A 14,899-nucleotide genomic window follows, 5' to 3' on the forward strand; every position below is an offset into this window, starting at 1 on the left:
ATCGGTGGAAGGGACTGGAGGGCGTCAGAACTTGATCCCGCCCAGGAGGCCGGCGAGGCTCTGGCCACCCGCCGTGATGCTCGGGGCGATGGCGGTGCCCGCGAGGTAGAAGCCGAACAGCGAGCTGACGAGGGCGTGCGAGGCCTTCATCCCGTCCTTCTTGAAGAACAGGAAGCAGATGATGCCGAGCAGGACCACGCCTGAGATGGACAGGATCATTGGTTGTTCTCCTGGTTGAGGGGACAGTCACCATGAGTCCTTCCAGGTTCACAGCAAGTATCTATGTGACTAAAGGTGCATTAGAGTGAAAATCGGCTGATTTCACTTGAGCGGCGGACACCGGACGCCTCGCCGGGTGGCGAAATGCCCGGCGTGCGCTAAGGACGGGCCCGGGGCCGGATGACGTGATCTTTGCCTCGGCCGGGCGCGGTCATGTCGCCCGACGGGCAGTACCCTGTCGATTCACTCGTACGGCCGCGCTTGCCGTGCACACGACGACACAGCAGGAGAGAGGCGGTCCCACCCGATGAGCGAGACTCCGGAGCCCGAGGTCATCGAGCTGGCGTCCAAGGTCTTCGACCTCGCACGCACGGGTGACGCCGACGCCCTCGCCGCCTACGTCGACGCCGGCGTCCCCGCGAACCTCACCAACGACCGGGGCGACACCCTCGTCATGCTCGCCGCCTACCACGGCCACCCCGCCGCGGTCACCGCCCTCCTGGAGCGCGGCGCCGAGGCCGACCGCCCCAACGACCGCGGCCAGACCCCCCTCGCCGGTGCCGTCTTCAAGGGCGAGGACGCCGTCGTCCGCGCCCTCCTCGCCGGCGGCGCGAATCCGGAGGCCGGGACTCCGTCCGCGCTGGACACCGCCCGCATGTTCGGCAAGACCGAACTCCTGGAGCTCTTCGGAGCCAGGTGAACGGCGACTGAACCCCAGGTGGGGCAGCGTCGTAAATGTGGTCGCGGTGGCGAAATGGGTGGGTCATCATGACGTCGGGTCCGGCAAAACGGGCCACCGACGAGAGGCTGAGGAAGATGGTCACTGGCAGGCGAACAACGACGGCGACGACGGACGGCCCCGAATGTTGCCGCACGGCCTAGGCGTACGGGCGATGAACCGCCCGACCGGGCATCCCCCGGTATCCCCCGGTCGTGTCGACAGCTTGATGTGAGGCGTCTTCCCATGTTCGAACCAGTCATAGCGCCGAGCGGCACCCTGCTCGGCCTGCTGCAGCGGGGCCGCGGCGACGGCACCCTGCACGCGCTCGCCGCGCCACGCGCCGAGGCCCTCGCGGCCCTCAACCACTGCGTTCTCGACGACCCCCGCCACGACTGGCAGGTCGAGAACCGCTCCCTCTACTACGCCCGTCTCTACCTGGACCTCCACGGAGGCCTCGAAGAGATCGAGGCGCACCTCTTCGGTGCCGAGGACCACCTCGACACCGAGGAGTCGCGGACCGGGCTCGCGCTCGCCGTCCTCGGGCACCTCGCCTCCTACGGCCGCCAGGACGCCCTGCTGCTGCTCCGGCGGTACGCGGCGACCGGCGTCAACTGGGCCTGGGCCCTCGACGAGCTGGCCCTCCGCGACGACGACGCCGGACTCCGCGCGCTCGCCCTGCCCGTACTGGCCCGCTTCCCGGCCGACGCCGAGGGCGACGCCGAACTGGCCGTCGTCGTGCGCGACGCCTTCGAGCCGCGCCCCTGGCGGCTGTGGGCCGAGGACCCGCGCGAGGCCGTCGGCGCCCGCGTCAGGGCCGCCCGCGACCAGGGCTCCTTCGACCGCTGGCAGCGCCAGATGCGCCCCGCCGGGCCCCGCCCCGGCTGGAGCGTCAAGGCCGTCCTGGACTGGGCGCAGGAGGGGTACGAGCGCGGTGCCGTGCTCCACGGCCCCGCCGCCCGCTGCCTGGCCGCCGTCGCGGGGCCCGAGGACCGGCCCGAGCTGCTCGCCGCCGCCCGGCACGGCGGCGCGGGAGCCCGCGGCGCCGCCCTGCACCACCTCGCCGCGTCACGGGACCCCGCCGTCCTCGATCTCGTCGAGGCCGCCGCCGACGGCGACTCCCGCGAGGTCGCCGACGCCGCCGTCGCCGCGTACCGGCGCATGTGCGGCGACGACGCCGTCGCCCGCGCCCGCGCGTGGGTCCGGCGCACCGACGCCCTCGGGACGGCCGCCGCCGAGGTCCTCGCCTGCCGCGGCACCGCCCAGGACGCCGGCCTCGTCCTCGGTGCCCTGCGCGGCACCATCCGCTCCGCGGGCCCCGACGCCCCCGAGCTCGCGTGCCTCGTCGACGGCGCCGAGCGCCTCGGCATCACCTGCGCGGCCCCCGTGCTGCGCCACGTCTACCGCGAGACGACCTCGTCCCAGCTGCGCGGCCGCGTCGCCCGCGCCCTCGCGGCCACCGACACCTCCTTCGCGAACGGCTTCGCCGTCGAATGCCTCTGGGACTGCGAGGAGACCACCCGCGAGGTCGCGGCCCAGCACGCCGAGACCGGTGACGTGCGCGTCGCCGAACGATTGCGCCGCCTCGCCGCGGACCCGGCCGAAGAGGTCGAGGTCCAGACGGCCGTGCGCAACCGGATAGGGCCGGACCTCCAGGTCTGACCCCGGCTCCGGGGCAGCGACAGATCCGGCCACCCCCTCCCGGCCCGACCTCGCGCACCCGAGCCACCCGCCACCCGGCCCCCGGGGCGGCGCGGCCTGCGGCGGAGAACCCGCCGACGTGGCCCCGCCCCGGGGGCCGGTGCGCTGTCCGGGGGCGGATCCCGGAGGGCGGGGCGCCGTCCGGGCCGGATCTCCCGGGGCCGGTGTGCCGTCCGGGCCGGATCCCGGAGGGCACGCCGGGGAAACGCTCATGGGACGTTCCCTCCCCGTCCAGATCCACGTTGGCGGGGACACGCCGAGCGCGACGACAACACCCGTATGCGTGTCGTCATCGTCACCGAATCCTTCCCTCCCGACGTCAACGGTGTGGCGCACTGCGCCCTGCAGACCGCGCGCCACCTCGTCCGGCGGGGCCACACCCCGCTCGTCATCGCCCCCGCCGTCGCCGACCAGGCCGCGGACGCCGACGCCCCCTGCGCCGTCGTCCGGGTGCCCTCCCTTCCCCTGCCCGGCTATCCGCAGGTACGGGTCGCCCTGCCCAGCCGCCGGGTCGCCGCGGCCATCGCCGCCCACCGCGCCGACCTCGTCCACCTCGCCGGACCGTTCGTCCTCGGCGTGCGCGGGATGACCGCGGCCGCCCGGCTCGGCCTGCCGGCCGTCGCCGTCTACCAGACCGACCTCGCCGGCTACGCGCGCACGTACGTCGGGACCGGCGAGGGCACCGCCTGGCGCCGCCTCCGCGCCGTGCACGGCGCCGCCGACCGGACCCTCGCCCCGTCCTCCGCCGCCGTCCGCGACCTGGAGGCCCACGGCATCGGCCGCATCCGGCTCTGGGGACGCGGCGTGGACACCGTCCGCTTCCGCCCGGACCTGCGCGACACCGCACTGCGCCGCGAGCTCGCCCCCGACGGGGAACTCCTCGTCGGCTACGTGGGCCGGCTCGCCCCCGAGAAGCGGGTGGACCTGCTCGCCGGAGTCCGCACGCTCCCCGGAGCCCGGCTCGTGGTCGTCGGGGACGGACCCAGCGGGCCCGCCCTGCGCGCCGCCCTGCCGGACGCCCGGTTCCTCGGCCGCCGCACCGGTGACGACCTCGCCCGGATCTTCGCCTCGCTCGACGTCTTCGCCCACACCGGCCCGTACGAGACCTTCTGCCAGACCGTCCAGGAGGCCATGGCGAGCGGGGTCCCGGTCGTCGCACCGGCCGCCGGCGGGCCCCTGGACCTGGTCGACCACGGACGTACCGGGCTTCTCGTGCCCCCGGGCGACCCGGACGCGCTGCGCGGGGCCGTCGCCGCACTCGCCGCCGCGCCCGGCACGCGCGCGGAGTACGGCCGTGCCGGCCGTGCCGCCGTCGAGGGGCGCACCTGGGAGGCGCTCGGCGACGAGCTGATCGGCCACTACCTGGAGGTGCTGCGCGAGCGGACGGCGGTGGCGGCGTGAACGGCGCACCCGCGGACGGCCGCCCCGCGGAGCGGGCGACCGGGCTCCGGATCGTGCGGCTCGCCAACTTCGTGACCCCCACCTCCGGCGGCCTGCGCACCGCCCTGGACCAGCTCGGCCGCGGCTATCTGGCCGCCGGCCACGAACCCGTCCTCGTCGTCCCCGGCGACGCCGCGAGCGACCGCCGCACCGAGCAGGGCCGGGTCGTCACCCTCCCCGGCCCCGTGCTCCCCGGCACCGGCGGCTACCGGGTGCTCGCCGACCGGCGCCGGGTCCGTCGGCTCCTCGACGAGCTCGCCCCCGACCGGATCGAGGTCTCGGACCGCACCACCCTGCGGTGGACGGGGGAGTGGGCCCGCCGCGCGCGCGTGCCGTCGGTCATGGTCTCCCACGAGACCGCGGACGGGGTGCTGCGCACCTGGGGCGTGCCGCCCGCGCTCGCGTCCGGCGCCGCGGACCGGCTCAACCGCCGCACGGCCTGGGCCTTCGCGCGGATCGTGTGCACGACGGAGTGGGCGGAGCGCGAGTTCGTACGGATCGGGGCGCGGAACGTCGTACGGGCTCCGCTCGGCGTGGACCTGGAGCGCTGCCGGCCCGGCCGGGGCGGGACCGCGGCGCGGGCCCGGTACGCGGACGGGCAGCGGGTGCTGCTCCTGCTGTGCTCGCGGCTCTCGGTCGAGAAGCGGCCGGGGACGGCCCTGGACGCCCTGGAGGAGCTGCGGGGCGCGGGGATCGCGGCCGCGCTCGTGGTCGCCGGGGACGGGCCGCTGAGGGGCGCCCTGGAGCGGCGGGCGCGCGAGCGGCGCCTCCCGGTGCGGTTCCTCGGGCACGTCGCGGACCGGGAGGCCCTGGCCGACCTCCAGGCCGCGGCCGACGTGTGCCTCGCCCCGGGGCCCGCGGAGACCTTCGGCCTCTCCGCCCTGGAGGCGCTCGCCTGCGGGACGCCCGTGGTGGTCAGCGCCTCCTCGGCGCTGCCCGAGGTGGTCGGCACGGCGGGCGCCTCGGCCGCCGACACCCCGGCCGCCTTCGCCGACGGGGTACGGGGGCTCCTGGCGGCACCGGAGGGTGTGCGCCGCCGGGCGGCACGCGCGCGTGCGGAGGGCTTCTCGTGGGACCGGGCGGTCGCCGCCTTCCTGGACGCCCACGACGCCGCCCCGGCACCCCGGGCGCTCGCCCCCGAGAGGGTCCGGCGATGACCCGGGAGGCGGCGGCCACGGCCGTCCCGCGCGCAGAACGGGGCGCCGGGGCCGGTGGGGCCGCCGGAGGGACCGACGGCGGGCCGCTGCGGTTCGTCGTGCTCGGGGACTCCTTCAGCGAGGGGCTCGGGGACCGGGTCGGCGGGGCGTGGCGGGGCTGGGCGGCGCTGCTCGCCGACGGCCTCACCGAGGGCGGGGTGACCGAGGGCGGGCTCGGCGAGGGTGGGCTGACCGAGGGTGGGCTCGGCGAGGGTGGGCTGACCGAGGGTGGGCTCGGCGAGGGCGGGCCGACCGGCGGCGAGCTCGGCGAGGACGGGCCCGCCGGCTGCGCTCCCGTCGGCGGCGCTCCCACCGGCGGCGGGCGGGAGACGGTCTTCCTCAACCTCGCCGTCAGCGGGGCGCTCAGCTCCGACGTCGCCGCCGCGCAGGCCCCCGCCGCCCTCGCGTTCCGGCCGCACCTCGCCTCCGTCGTCGTCGGCGTCAACGACACCCTGCGCCACGGCTTCGACATCGCGCGTCTCGCCCGAAGCCTCGACCGGGTCTGCGCCGACCTCGACGCCCACGGAGCCGTACTCCTGACGGCCTGCCTCCCCGACCCCGGCCGGATGCTCGGACTGCCCCCGCCCCTGGCACGCCCGCTCGCCCGGCGCCAGCGCTCCGTCAACGCCGTCGTGCACGCGGTGTCCGCCCGGTACGGAGCCGTCCACCTGCACCTGGCCGACCCCGCCTGGACCGAGGACCGGGCCCTGTGGAGCGCCGACCGGCTCCACCCCGGCGAGCGCGGCCACCGGGCCGTCGCCGCGGGCTTCCACCGGCTCCTCGCCGCCCGCGGGCTCGCCCACGGCGCCCCGCCGTCGCCGGAGCCCGCCCAGCCGCCCCCGACCCGCACGGAGGCCCTGGTCTGGCTCGCCACCGCCGGCACCGGCTGGTTCCTGCGCCGCAGCCGCGACCTGCTCCCGCAGCTCCTGCTGCTCGCGGGCGCCGAACTGCGGCACTGGGCCGACGGCAGCGGCACGGCGTCGCTCGACGCGCGCGCGGACGACGCCCTCGCGGCCGCCCTCGCGGCCACAATGGGGAGATGACCGGGCGCTGGGAGTTCTGGATCGACCGGGGCGGCACCTTCACCGACATCGTCGGGCGACGGCCCGACGGCGGGCTCGTCACCCGCAAGGTGCTCTCCCACGACCCCGCCCGCCGCCAGGACGCCGCCGTCGCGGGCATCCGCCTCCTCCTCGGCCTGGGCCCGGACGACCCCGTCCCCGCCGACCGGATCGCCGTCGTCAAGATGGGCACCACCGTCGCCACCAACGCCCTCCTGGAGCGGCGCGGCGAGCCGACCGTGCTCCTGATCACCGAGGGCTTCCGGGACGCGCTCCGCATCGCGTACCAGAACCGGCCCCGGCTCTTCGACCGCCGCATCGTGCTGCCCGAAGCGGTGTACGCGCGCGTGATCGAGGTTCCCGAGCGGGTCGACGCGCACGGCGCCGTCGTCCGCCCGCTGGACGAGCCGGCCGTCGCCGCCGCCCTCGCCGCCGCGTACCGCGACGGCCTCCGCTCCGCCGCCGTCGTCCTCCTGCACGGCTACCGGCACCCCGGGCACGAGGCGCGGGTCGCGGCGGCGGCGCGTGCGGCCGGCTTCACCCAGGTCAGCTGCTCGCACGAGGTCAGTCCGCTGATCAAACTGATCCCGCGCGGGGACACCACCGTCGTCGACGCCTACCTCTCGCCGATCCTGCGCCGGTACGTCGACGAGGTCGCCCGGGAACTCGCCGGAATCCGGCTCATGTTCATGCAGTCCAACGGCGGACTCCGGGAGGCGGCCCACTTCCGCGGCAAGGACGCCGTCCTGTCGGGTCCGGCGGGCGGCGTCGTCGGCATGGCCCGTACCTCGGCGGGGGCGGGGCACGACCGGGTCATCGGCTTCGACATGGGCGGCACCTCCACCGACGTGTCGCACTACGCGGGCACCTTCGAGCGTGAACTCGGTACACAGGTCGCCGGGGTCCGGATGCGGGCGCCCATGATGAGCATCCACACCGTCGCGGCGGGCGGCGGCTCGGTCCTCCACTACGACGGCCGCCGCTACCGCGTGGGCCCCGACTCGGCCGGCGCCGTCCCCGGGCCCGCCTGCTACCGCCGCGGCGGCCCCCTGACGGTGACCGACGCCAACGTCATGCTCGGACGCGTCCAGCCCGACCACTTCCCCGCCGTCTTCGGCGCGACCGGGGACCTCCCCCTCGACCCGGACGCCGTACGGGAGCGGTTCACCGCCCTCGCCGGGGAGGTCGGCGGCGGCCGCACCCCCGAGGAGGTCGCGGCGGGCTTCCTGGAGATCGCCGTCCTCAACATGGCCAACGCCGTCAGGAAGATTTCCGTGGAGCGCGGCCACGACGTCACCCGCTACGCCCTGACCAGCTTCGGCGGCGCCGGCGGCCAGCACGCCTGCGCCGTCGCCGACGCCCTGGGCATCGACACCGTCCTCGTCCCCCCGCTGGCCGGAGTGCTCTCCGCCTACGGGATCGGCCTCGCCGACGCCACCGCCCTGCGTGAGCGGTCCGTCGAGGCCGGACTCGACGTCCCCGGAACCCCCGGGCGCGTGACGGCCCTCTGCACCGAACTCGCGGACCGCACCCGCGAGGAGCTGCGCGCCGACGGACTCCCCGACGCCGCGATCACCACACACGCGCGCGTGCTCCTGCGGTACGCGGGCACGGACGCGAGCCTTCCCGTCGACCTCGCCTCCCCCGACGAACTGAGAACCGCGTTCACGGAGCTCCACCGCGCGCGGTACGCCTTCACCCTGGACCGGCCGCTCGTCGTGGAGGCCGTCACCGTCGAGGCCGTCGGCCGCGCGGGGCCGCACGGCCCGGTCCACGTCGCCACGGAAGAGCGCCCCGCCGCCCCCGCCCCCGTGGCCACCGTCCGGATGCACAGCGCCGGCACACCCCACGACACCCCGCTGCACCGCCGCGCGGACCTGCGGCCGGGCGACGCCGTGGACGGGCCCGCGATCCTCGCCGAGGCCGACGCCACGACCGTCGTCGACACCGGCTGGCGGGCCACCGCCACGGAGGGCGGCCACCTCCTGCTGCGCCGCGTCGTCCCCCGCCCCGCGCGCGTGGCCGCCGGCACGGACGTGGACCCCGTCCTCCTGGAGGTCTTCAACAGCCTCTTCATGTCCATCGCCGAGCAGATGGGCGTCCGCCTGGAGAACACCGCCCAGTCCGTCAACATCAAGGAACGCCTCGACTTCTCCTGCGCCCTCTTCGACGCCCAGGGCAACCTCATCGCCAACGCCCCCCACATCCCCGTCCACCTCGGCTCCATGGGGGAGTCCATCAAGGAGGTGCTCCGCCGCCGCGCGGACGACCTGCGCCCCGGCGACGTGTACGCGATCAACGACCCGTACCACGGCGGCACCCACCTCCCCGACGTCACCGTCGTCACCCCGGTCTTCGACGACACGGGCGGCGAACTCCGCTTCCTGGTCGCCTCGCGCGGGCACCACGCCGAGATCGGCGGCATCACCCCCGGCTCCATGCCCGCCTTCAGCCGGACCGTCGACGAGGAGGGCGTCCTCTTCGACGACTGGCTGCTCGTCCGCGACGGACACCTCCGGGAGACCGAGACCCGCGCACTGCTCACCGGCGCCCGCCACCCCTCCCGCGACCCGGACACCAACCTGGCCGACCTGCGCGCCCAGATCGCCGCCAACGAGAAGGGCATCGAGGAACTGCGCCGTACCGTGGCGGAGTTCGGCCTGGACGTCGTCCAGGCCTACATGCGGCACGTGCGCGCCAACGCCGAGGAGTCGGTGCGGCGCATCGTCGCGCGCCTCGACGACGGGGCCTACCGCTACGAGACCGACGGCGGAGCGGTCATCCAGGTCGCCGTCCGGGTCGACCGCGAACGGCGCTCCGCCGTCATCGACTTCACCGGCACCTCACCCCAGCTGCCCGGCAACGCCAACGCGCCCACGGCCGTCGTCATGGCCGCCGTCCTGTACGTCTTCCGCACCCTCGTCGACGAGGACATCCCCCTCAACAGCGGCTGCCTGGAGCCCCTGGAGGTCCGCGTCCCGCCCGGCTCTATGCTCGCCCCCGTCCCGCCGGCGGCCACCGTCGCCGGGAACGTCGAGACCTCCCAGGCCGTCACGGGCGCGCTCTACGCGGCCCTCGGCGTCCAGGCCGAGGGCTCCGGCACGATGAACAACGTCACCTTCGGCAACGCGCGCGTGCAGTACTACGAGACCGTCGCGAGCGGTTCGGGCGCCGGCGACGGCTTCGACGGTGCCGACGCCGTCCAGACCCACATGACCAACTCCCGCCTCACGGACCCCGAGATCCTGGAGTGGCGCCATCCGGTCCGGGTCGACGCCTTCGCGGTACGGGAGGACAGCGGCGGGCGCGGCCGCTGGCACGGAGGCCACGGGGTGGAGCGGCGCCTGCGCTTCCTGGAGCCGATGACGGTGGCCCTCCTCACCGGTCACCGCAGGGTCCCGCCGTACGGCATGGCGGGCGGCGCCCCCGGCGCCCTCGGCGAGAACCTGGTCGAACGGGCCGACGGCACCGTCGAGCGCCTGGAGGGAGCCGCCACCACGGAGGTGGGGCCCGGCGACGTCCTCGTCCTGCGCACCCCGGGCGGCGGGGGATACGGCCCGCCGCCGCGAACGCTCAGCGCACCGCCGTGAACCGCACCGGCGTCCCCGGGACGGCCTGCGCCGCCGCGCCCAGGTCGGCCTCCCGGACCACCGCGACCACCGGATAGCCCCCGGTCGTCGGATGGTCCGCCAGGAACACCACCGGGCGCCCGTCCGGCGGCACCTGCACCGCGCCCAGGACCATGCCCTCGCTGGCCGGCTCGCCCGGCACGGCGCGCTCCAGGGCCGGGCCCTCGACCCGCAGCCCGATCCGGTTGCTCGCGGGCGACACCCGGTACGCGCGCGTGGTGAAGGTGCGCAGGGCCGCAGGCGTGAACCAGTCGTCCCGGGGGCCGAGCCGGACGCGCAGGACGAGTTCCTCCGGCGGGCCCGGCCAGGGAGGAGCGTCGACCGGCCCCCGTACGGCCGTGGCCGCTCCCAGCGGCAGCACCGCCCCCTCCGCCAGCGGCGCCGGGCCGAGGCCCGACAGCAGGTCGGTCGCGCGGCTGCCGAGCACCGGCGTGACGGCGATCCCGCCGCCGAGCGCCACGTACGAGCGCAGTCCCCGCACGGCGGCGCCGACCTCCAGGACGGAACCGGCCCCGACCCGGACCGCCGTCCCCCAGGCGGCCGGACGGCCGTCGACGCGGACCGGGCAGGGCGCGCCGCCCACCGCCACGGTGACCGCGCACCGGGGCCGCAGCGCGCACCCGTCGACGGTGGTCTCCAGGACCGCCGCGTCCTCCGGGTTGCCGACGAGCCGGTTGACGAGGCGCCCGGCCGCCGGGTCGAGGGCGCCGGAGCGGGGCACGCCGAGGTGTGCGTACCCGGTGCGCCCCAGGTCCTGGACGGTGGTCAGCGCCCCGGCCCGGACCACGGCGAACGCGCGGTCGCTCATCGCCCGCCCTCCACCGTGAACCGGACCCGGGTGCCCGGCGCGAGCAGCGCGGCCGGGTCCCGCCCGGCGTCCCACAGCACCACGTCGGTGGTGCCGATCAGCTGCCAGCCGCCGGGGGAGGAGCGCGGGTACACGCCCGTGTACGGGCCGCCCAGGGCGACCGATCCCGCGGGGACGGCCGTGCGCGGTGTGGCCCGGCGCGGCACGCCGTACCGCTCGCCGAGCCCCGTCAGGTAGCCGAATCCGGGCGCGAAGCCACAGAAGGCGACCCGGAACTCGGCCGTCGTGTGGATCCGCACCGCCGCCTCCACGGACACGCCCCAGAGCGCGGCCACCTCCGCGAGATCGGGCCCGTCGTAGCGGACCGGCACCTCGACGGCCCCGCCCACGCGCGCGGGGAGCGGCCCCGGCTCCCAGCCGGCCAGCTCCGACGCGAGCCGCCCCGGATCGTCCACCCCGTCCAGGAGCACCGTCCGCGCCGCCGGCACGATCTCCCGTACGGCGGGCAGCGCCCCGGCCGCCCGGCGCCGCAGCAGCTCGGCGTGGAAGGCCTCGGTCGCCCCGCCGCCGTCCAGCTCCACCAGGAGGGCCCGGTCGCCCACCCTCAGCACCCTCACGCGAAGGCCTCCACGCGCACACCGGAGGCTTCGAGCCGCTCCCGGACCCGCCGGGCGAGGTCCACCGCGCCCGGGGTGTCCCCGTGCAGACAGAGCGACCGGGCCCGGACGGCGACGGAGCTCCCGCAGTGCGCCGTGACGACCCCGGACCGGGCCATTGACACCGACCGTTCCACGACCTCGTCCGGATCCGTGACGACCGCTCCCTCCTGGCCCCGTGGCAGCAGGGAGCCGTCCGCCCGGTAGGCCCGGTCGCCGAAGGCCTCGGTCACGACCGGGAGCCCGGCCGCCGCGGCGGCCTCGTGCAGCCGTGACCCCGGCAGCCCGAGGACCGGCAGCGTCCGGTCCGCGAGCAGCACGCCCTCGACGACCGCGGCCGCCTGCTCCACGTCCCTGACCACCCGGTTGTAGAGCGCCCCGTGCGGCTTCACGTACGCGACGCGCGAGCCTGCGGCCCGGGCGAAGACCTCCAGGGCGCCGATCTGGTACGCCACCTCGGCGGCCAGCTCCGCCGCCGGGACGTCCATCGCGCGCCGCCCGAAACCGGCCAGGTCGCGGTAGGAGACCTGGGCCCCGATCCGTACCCCGCGCGCCGCCGCGAGCTCGCAGACCCGCCGCATGGTGGCCGCGTCCCCGGCGTGGAATCCGCAGGCCACGTTGGCGCTGGTGACGACGGACAGGAGCTGCTCGTCGTCGGTCAGCGTCCAGCGGCCGAAGCCCTCGCCGAGATCGGCGTTGAGGTCGATGGGGACCCAGGTCATGGTCTGCTCCCTCCCGCACCCGGCGGTGCGGTGGTCAGGAGGCCGGTCCGGCCGGACTCGCGGAGGAACCCTGCGGAGCCGTCAAGGTAGAGGATTGTTCAACGATCCGACAAGAGGAGTGTTGTCGCCCTCCCGTTTCTGCGGTTGACTCGGCCGCGGACGACGGAAGGGGAGAGGCGCGGTGGACGTGAGCGGGGCCGGAGGACTGACGGACGACCGCGTGCTGCTGGGACGCACGAGCACGGCGGAGCGGGTCGCGGACATCCTGCGCACCCGCATCGCGGAGGGATACTTCCCGCCCGGCGCGCGGCTCTCCGAGGAGAGCATCGGCGGCGCCCTCGGTGTGTCCCGCAACACGCTCCGCGAGGCCTTCCGGCTCCTCACCCATGAACGGCTGCTCGTCCACGAGCTCAACCGGGGCGTGTTCGTGCGCGTCCTCGCCGTCGGTGACGTGGACGACCTCTACCGCACCCGGCGGCTCGTCGAATGCGCCGTCGTCCGGGGCCTGGGACAGCCGCCGTTCGCCGTCGACGGCCTCGCCGCCGCCGTCGACGAAGGAGAAGCCGCGGCCCGCGCCGAGGACTGGACGGGCGTCTCCACCGCCAACATCCACTTCCACCGCGAGCTCGTCGCCCTCGCGGGCAGCGCGCGCACCGACGAACTGATGCGCGGGGTCCTCGCCGAACTCCGCCTCGCCTTCCACGTCGTCGACGACCCGCGCGCCCTCCACGCGCCCTATCTCCTGCGGAACCGGGAGATTCTGGACGCCCTGCGCGCCGGAGAACGGGCCTCCGCGGAACGGCTCCTCGCCCGCTACCTCGACGACTCCCGCACCCGGGTCACCGCCGCCTACGCCGAGGCCGTCGACGATCCCGCGGGCTCCGCCGGCTGAACGCACAGGCCGGACGAGGCTACCGGCCGGGCCGGTCGCATCTGCGCCGTTTCGACCGTTGTCATGGTGAGGACCTAATCTGTGCACCGTGACTTCGCCTGCCTCGACGGACCTCGCTCCGCCCCAGCTCAGCGCGGGGCCGCGCCCCGCGCAGGGCCCGGCCGCCGACGAAGGGCTCGCGCGCCGCCTCCGCGCGCTCGCGTGCACCGCTCCGCTGCACGACCTCGACGCGCGCAAGGCGAACCTGGCCGGCGCGTACACGGTCTACGCGATGGCCGAGGTGGCCCTCGCCGCGATCGACCTCATCACGCTGAACATGGACTTCGACACCGGCGCCGACCACGAGCAGATCGTCGCCCGCCTGCTGCCCCGCGTCGCCGCCCAGGCCCCCACCCGGCCCGCCGCCGAGCACGAGCGCGTGGCCCGCTGGGTCCTGGAGAACCTGATCAACGTCGGCAGCGTCGACCGCGGCTTCCGCGCCGTCTACGGCACCTTCGGCACCGACGGGGTCTACGTCCGCAGGGACTACGACTTCAAGCTCATCGAAGAGGTCCCCGGATACGGCGGCGGCGTCTACCTCCGCACCACCGACGAAGCGGTCAACGTCCTCGTCGGAGCCCTCGACACCGACGTCACCAGCGCCCAGATCGCCGCCGAGGTGAAGCTGGAGGTCCTCATCAACCGGGGCCGGCTCGCCGACGCCCAGCTCGCCGCCGAGCAGGCGCGCTACCGGACCGTCCAGTACGCCGAGACCCTCCGCAAGACCCTGGAGGCCACCCGGCGCAACGTCCGCGCCGTCGACTGGCTCCACACGGTCCCCGACATGATCGCCGAGGCGCTCGACCACGTCGCCGACCGCTACCGCCACGAGAACGCGATCCTCACCAACATCCGCCGGGCCCGTGACGAGGCCGAGGCCACGTCCGACGCGAAGACCGCCGAGCACAAGCGCCGCGCCGCCGAGCTCGTCGACATAGTCAAGGACTGCATCCGGCGCCACACCCAGCTCCAGTCCCGTCTCCTGGAGGCCGGGCCGCTCTTCCGCGCCGAGCAGGACCGCCAGGCCTTCGCCGCCCCCACCGCGTACACCGGACTCGATCTGTACGGGCAGCTGGTCGCCCCCGTGCTGCCGCTCCCCGTCGAGCAGGCCACCCGCGTCACCGACGCCTTCTTCGCCCACGGCACGGGACTGCGCACGCCCGCCTCCGTCCGCGTCGGCGACCTCGTCGACCTGCTCCTCACCCCGCCCGTCGAGCGCGAGCACCTGGGCGCGGAGATGCCCGAGCCGGACCTCATCGCCACCCCCGACGACTCCCGCTTCAGCGACGAGCAGCTCGCGAGCGCCATGCGCCTGCTCGACCTGGAGCACGACGCCCCGCGCCGGCTCTCCGGACTGCTCGCCGAGGCCCGCGGCCTCGACGCCGACCTGCCGTACCTGGTCGCCCTCCTCGCCGTGCACGCGGCGAGCCCCCCGGTCGGCACCGCCTACCGGCAGGGCGAGGAGCGCCTGCTCTTCGCCGTCGACGACGGCACCCCGCTCGACGACCCCGAGTTCGGCGGCGCCGACCTCATCGTCGGTACGGCGCTGCTCGACGCGGTGGGCATGGCCGCGGACCGCTCGGAGGCCTCGTGACCCTCGTCCCCCTGGCGCCCGCCGCCGCACCGGCGCAGGCCGAGCAGCCCGCCGCCCCCTCCGTGACCGCCGCCGTCCCCGTGCCGCCGACCGTCGAGCACGCCTCCGTGCCGCTCACCGCCGGGCGCGCCCCGCTGCGCCGCATACGGAACGCGTTCGCCGCGGGCGCCCTCGCCACGACGCTGTTCGCCGCCGGTGCCCCGCAGGCGGGGGCCCCCACAGAT

The 14,899-nt window shown here is 75.9% G+C and carries 12 protein-coding genes and 1 pseudogene; 9 read left to right on the forward strand and 4 right to left on the reverse strand.

The window, feature by feature from the left end; all coding sequences use genetic code 11:
- Positions 1-24: 24 nt before the first annotated feature.
- Positions 25-219 (reverse strand): hypothetical protein, encoded by a 195-nt coding sequence (locus ACFV2S_RS27730; protein ID WP_030691317.1) that lies wholly within the window; start codon positions 217-219, stop codon positions 25-27.
- A gap of 307 nt (positions 220-526) precedes the next feature.
- On the opposite strand from ACFV2S_RS27730, the gene ACFV2S_RS27735 reads away from it, so the two are divergent.
- The 6 genes from ACFV2S_RS27735 to ACFV2S_RS27760 all read left to right on the forward strand — a co-directional run bounded on the left by ACFV2S_RS27735 (position 527) and on the right by ACFV2S_RS27760 (position 9,925).
- Complete coding sequence (locus ACFV2S_RS27735; RefSeq protein ID WP_385564535.1) at positions 527-919, forward strand: ankyrin repeat domain-containing protein; 393 nt, start codon at positions 527-529, stop codon at positions 917-919.
- A 264-nt stretch (positions 920-1,183) separates the two neighbouring features.
- Complete coding sequence (locus ACFV2S_RS27740) at positions 1,184-2,599, forward strand: HEAT repeat domain-containing protein (protein ID WP_385564538.1); 1,416 nt, start codon at positions 1,184-1,186, stop codon at positions 2,597-2,599.
- A gap of 318 nt (positions 2,600-2,917) precedes the next feature.
- Positions 2,918-4,039, forward strand: a complete 1,122-nt coding sequence (locus ACFV2S_RS27745; RefSeq protein ID WP_385564540.1) for a glycosyltransferase family 4 protein — start codon at positions 2,918-2,920, stop codon at positions 4,037-4,039.
- Positions 4,036-5,235: a glycosyltransferase gene (locus tag ACFV2S_RS27750; protein WP_385564543.1), complete on the forward strand. Its 1,200-nt coding sequence runs from the start codon at positions 4,036-4,038 to the stop codon at positions 5,233-5,235. Before ACFV2S_RS27745 ends, ACFV2S_RS27750 begins: the two co-directional genes overlap by 4 nt.
- Entirely contained in the window at positions 5,232-6,317 is a 1,086-nt protein-coding gene (locus ACFV2S_RS27755; RefSeq protein WP_385564546.1) for an SGNH/GDSL hydrolase family protein, read from the forward strand. The genes ACFV2S_RS27750 and ACFV2S_RS27755 overlap by 4 nt, the downstream gene beginning before the upstream one ends.
- Positions 6,314-9,925, forward strand: coding sequence for a hydantoinase B/oxoprolinase family protein (locus ACFV2S_RS27760; protein ID WP_385564549.1), 3,612 nt, complete (start codon positions 6,314-6,316; stop codon positions 9,923-9,925). The genes ACFV2S_RS27755 and ACFV2S_RS27760 overlap by 4 nt, the downstream gene beginning before the upstream one ends.
- Here ACFV2S_RS27760 and ACFV2S_RS27765 read toward each other — a convergent pair.
- Genes ACFV2S_RS27765 through ACFV2S_RS27775 form a run of 3 tightly spaced genes read right to left on the reverse strand, consistent with a single transcriptional unit; the run spans position 9,909 to position 12,150 of the window.
- On the reverse strand, positions 9,909-10,772 hold the full coding sequence (locus ACFV2S_RS27765; protein WP_385564552.1) for a biotin-dependent carboxyltransferase family protein: 864 nt from the start codon (positions 10,770-10,772) through the stop codon (positions 9,909-9,911). The genes ACFV2S_RS27760 and ACFV2S_RS27765 overlap by 17 nt on opposite strands.
- Positions 10,769-11,389: an allophanate hydrolase subunit 1 gene (locus ACFV2S_RS27770; protein WP_385564555.1), complete on the reverse strand. Its 621-nt coding sequence runs from the start codon at positions 11,387-11,389 to the stop codon at positions 10,769-10,771. The genes ACFV2S_RS27765 and ACFV2S_RS27770 overlap by 4 nt, the downstream gene beginning before the upstream one ends.
- Positions 11,386-12,150, reverse strand: coding sequence for a LamB/YcsF family protein (locus ACFV2S_RS27775; RefSeq protein ID WP_385564557.1), 765 nt, complete (start codon positions 12,148-12,150; stop codon positions 11,386-11,388). Before ACFV2S_RS27775 ends, ACFV2S_RS27770 begins: the two co-directional genes overlap by 4 nt.
- Positions 12,151-12,331: 181 nt before the next feature.
- On the opposite strand from ACFV2S_RS27775, the gene ACFV2S_RS27780 reads away from it, so the two are divergent.
- From ACFV2S_RS27780 to ACFV2S_RS27790, 3 genes and pseudogenes are all read left to right on the forward strand, one after another.
- A complete protein-coding gene (locus ACFV2S_RS27780) occupies positions 12,332-13,042 on the forward strand; it encodes a GntR family transcriptional regulator (RefSeq protein ID WP_385564559.1) in 711 nt (236 codons plus the stop codon).
- Positions 13,043-13,130: 88 nt separating this feature from the next.
- Positions 13,131-14,675, forward strand: coding sequence for a hypothetical protein (locus tag ACFV2S_RS27785; protein ID WP_385564562.1), 1,545 nt, complete (start codon positions 13,131-13,133; stop codon positions 14,673-14,675).
- Positions 14,672-14,899 (forward strand): annotated as a pseudogene (locus tag ACFV2S_RS27790) (2-oxoglutarate dehydrogenase, E2 component, dihydrolipoamide succinyltransferase); the annotation flags it as partial. The gene ACFV2S_RS27785 and the pseudogene ACFV2S_RS27790, both read left to right, overlap by 4 nt.

Origin of the sequence: Streptomyces sp. NPDC059695 (assembly GCF_042733785.1) — a bacterium.
Lineage (GTDB): Bacteria > Actinomycetota > Actinomycetes > Streptomycetales > Streptomycetaceae > Streptomyces.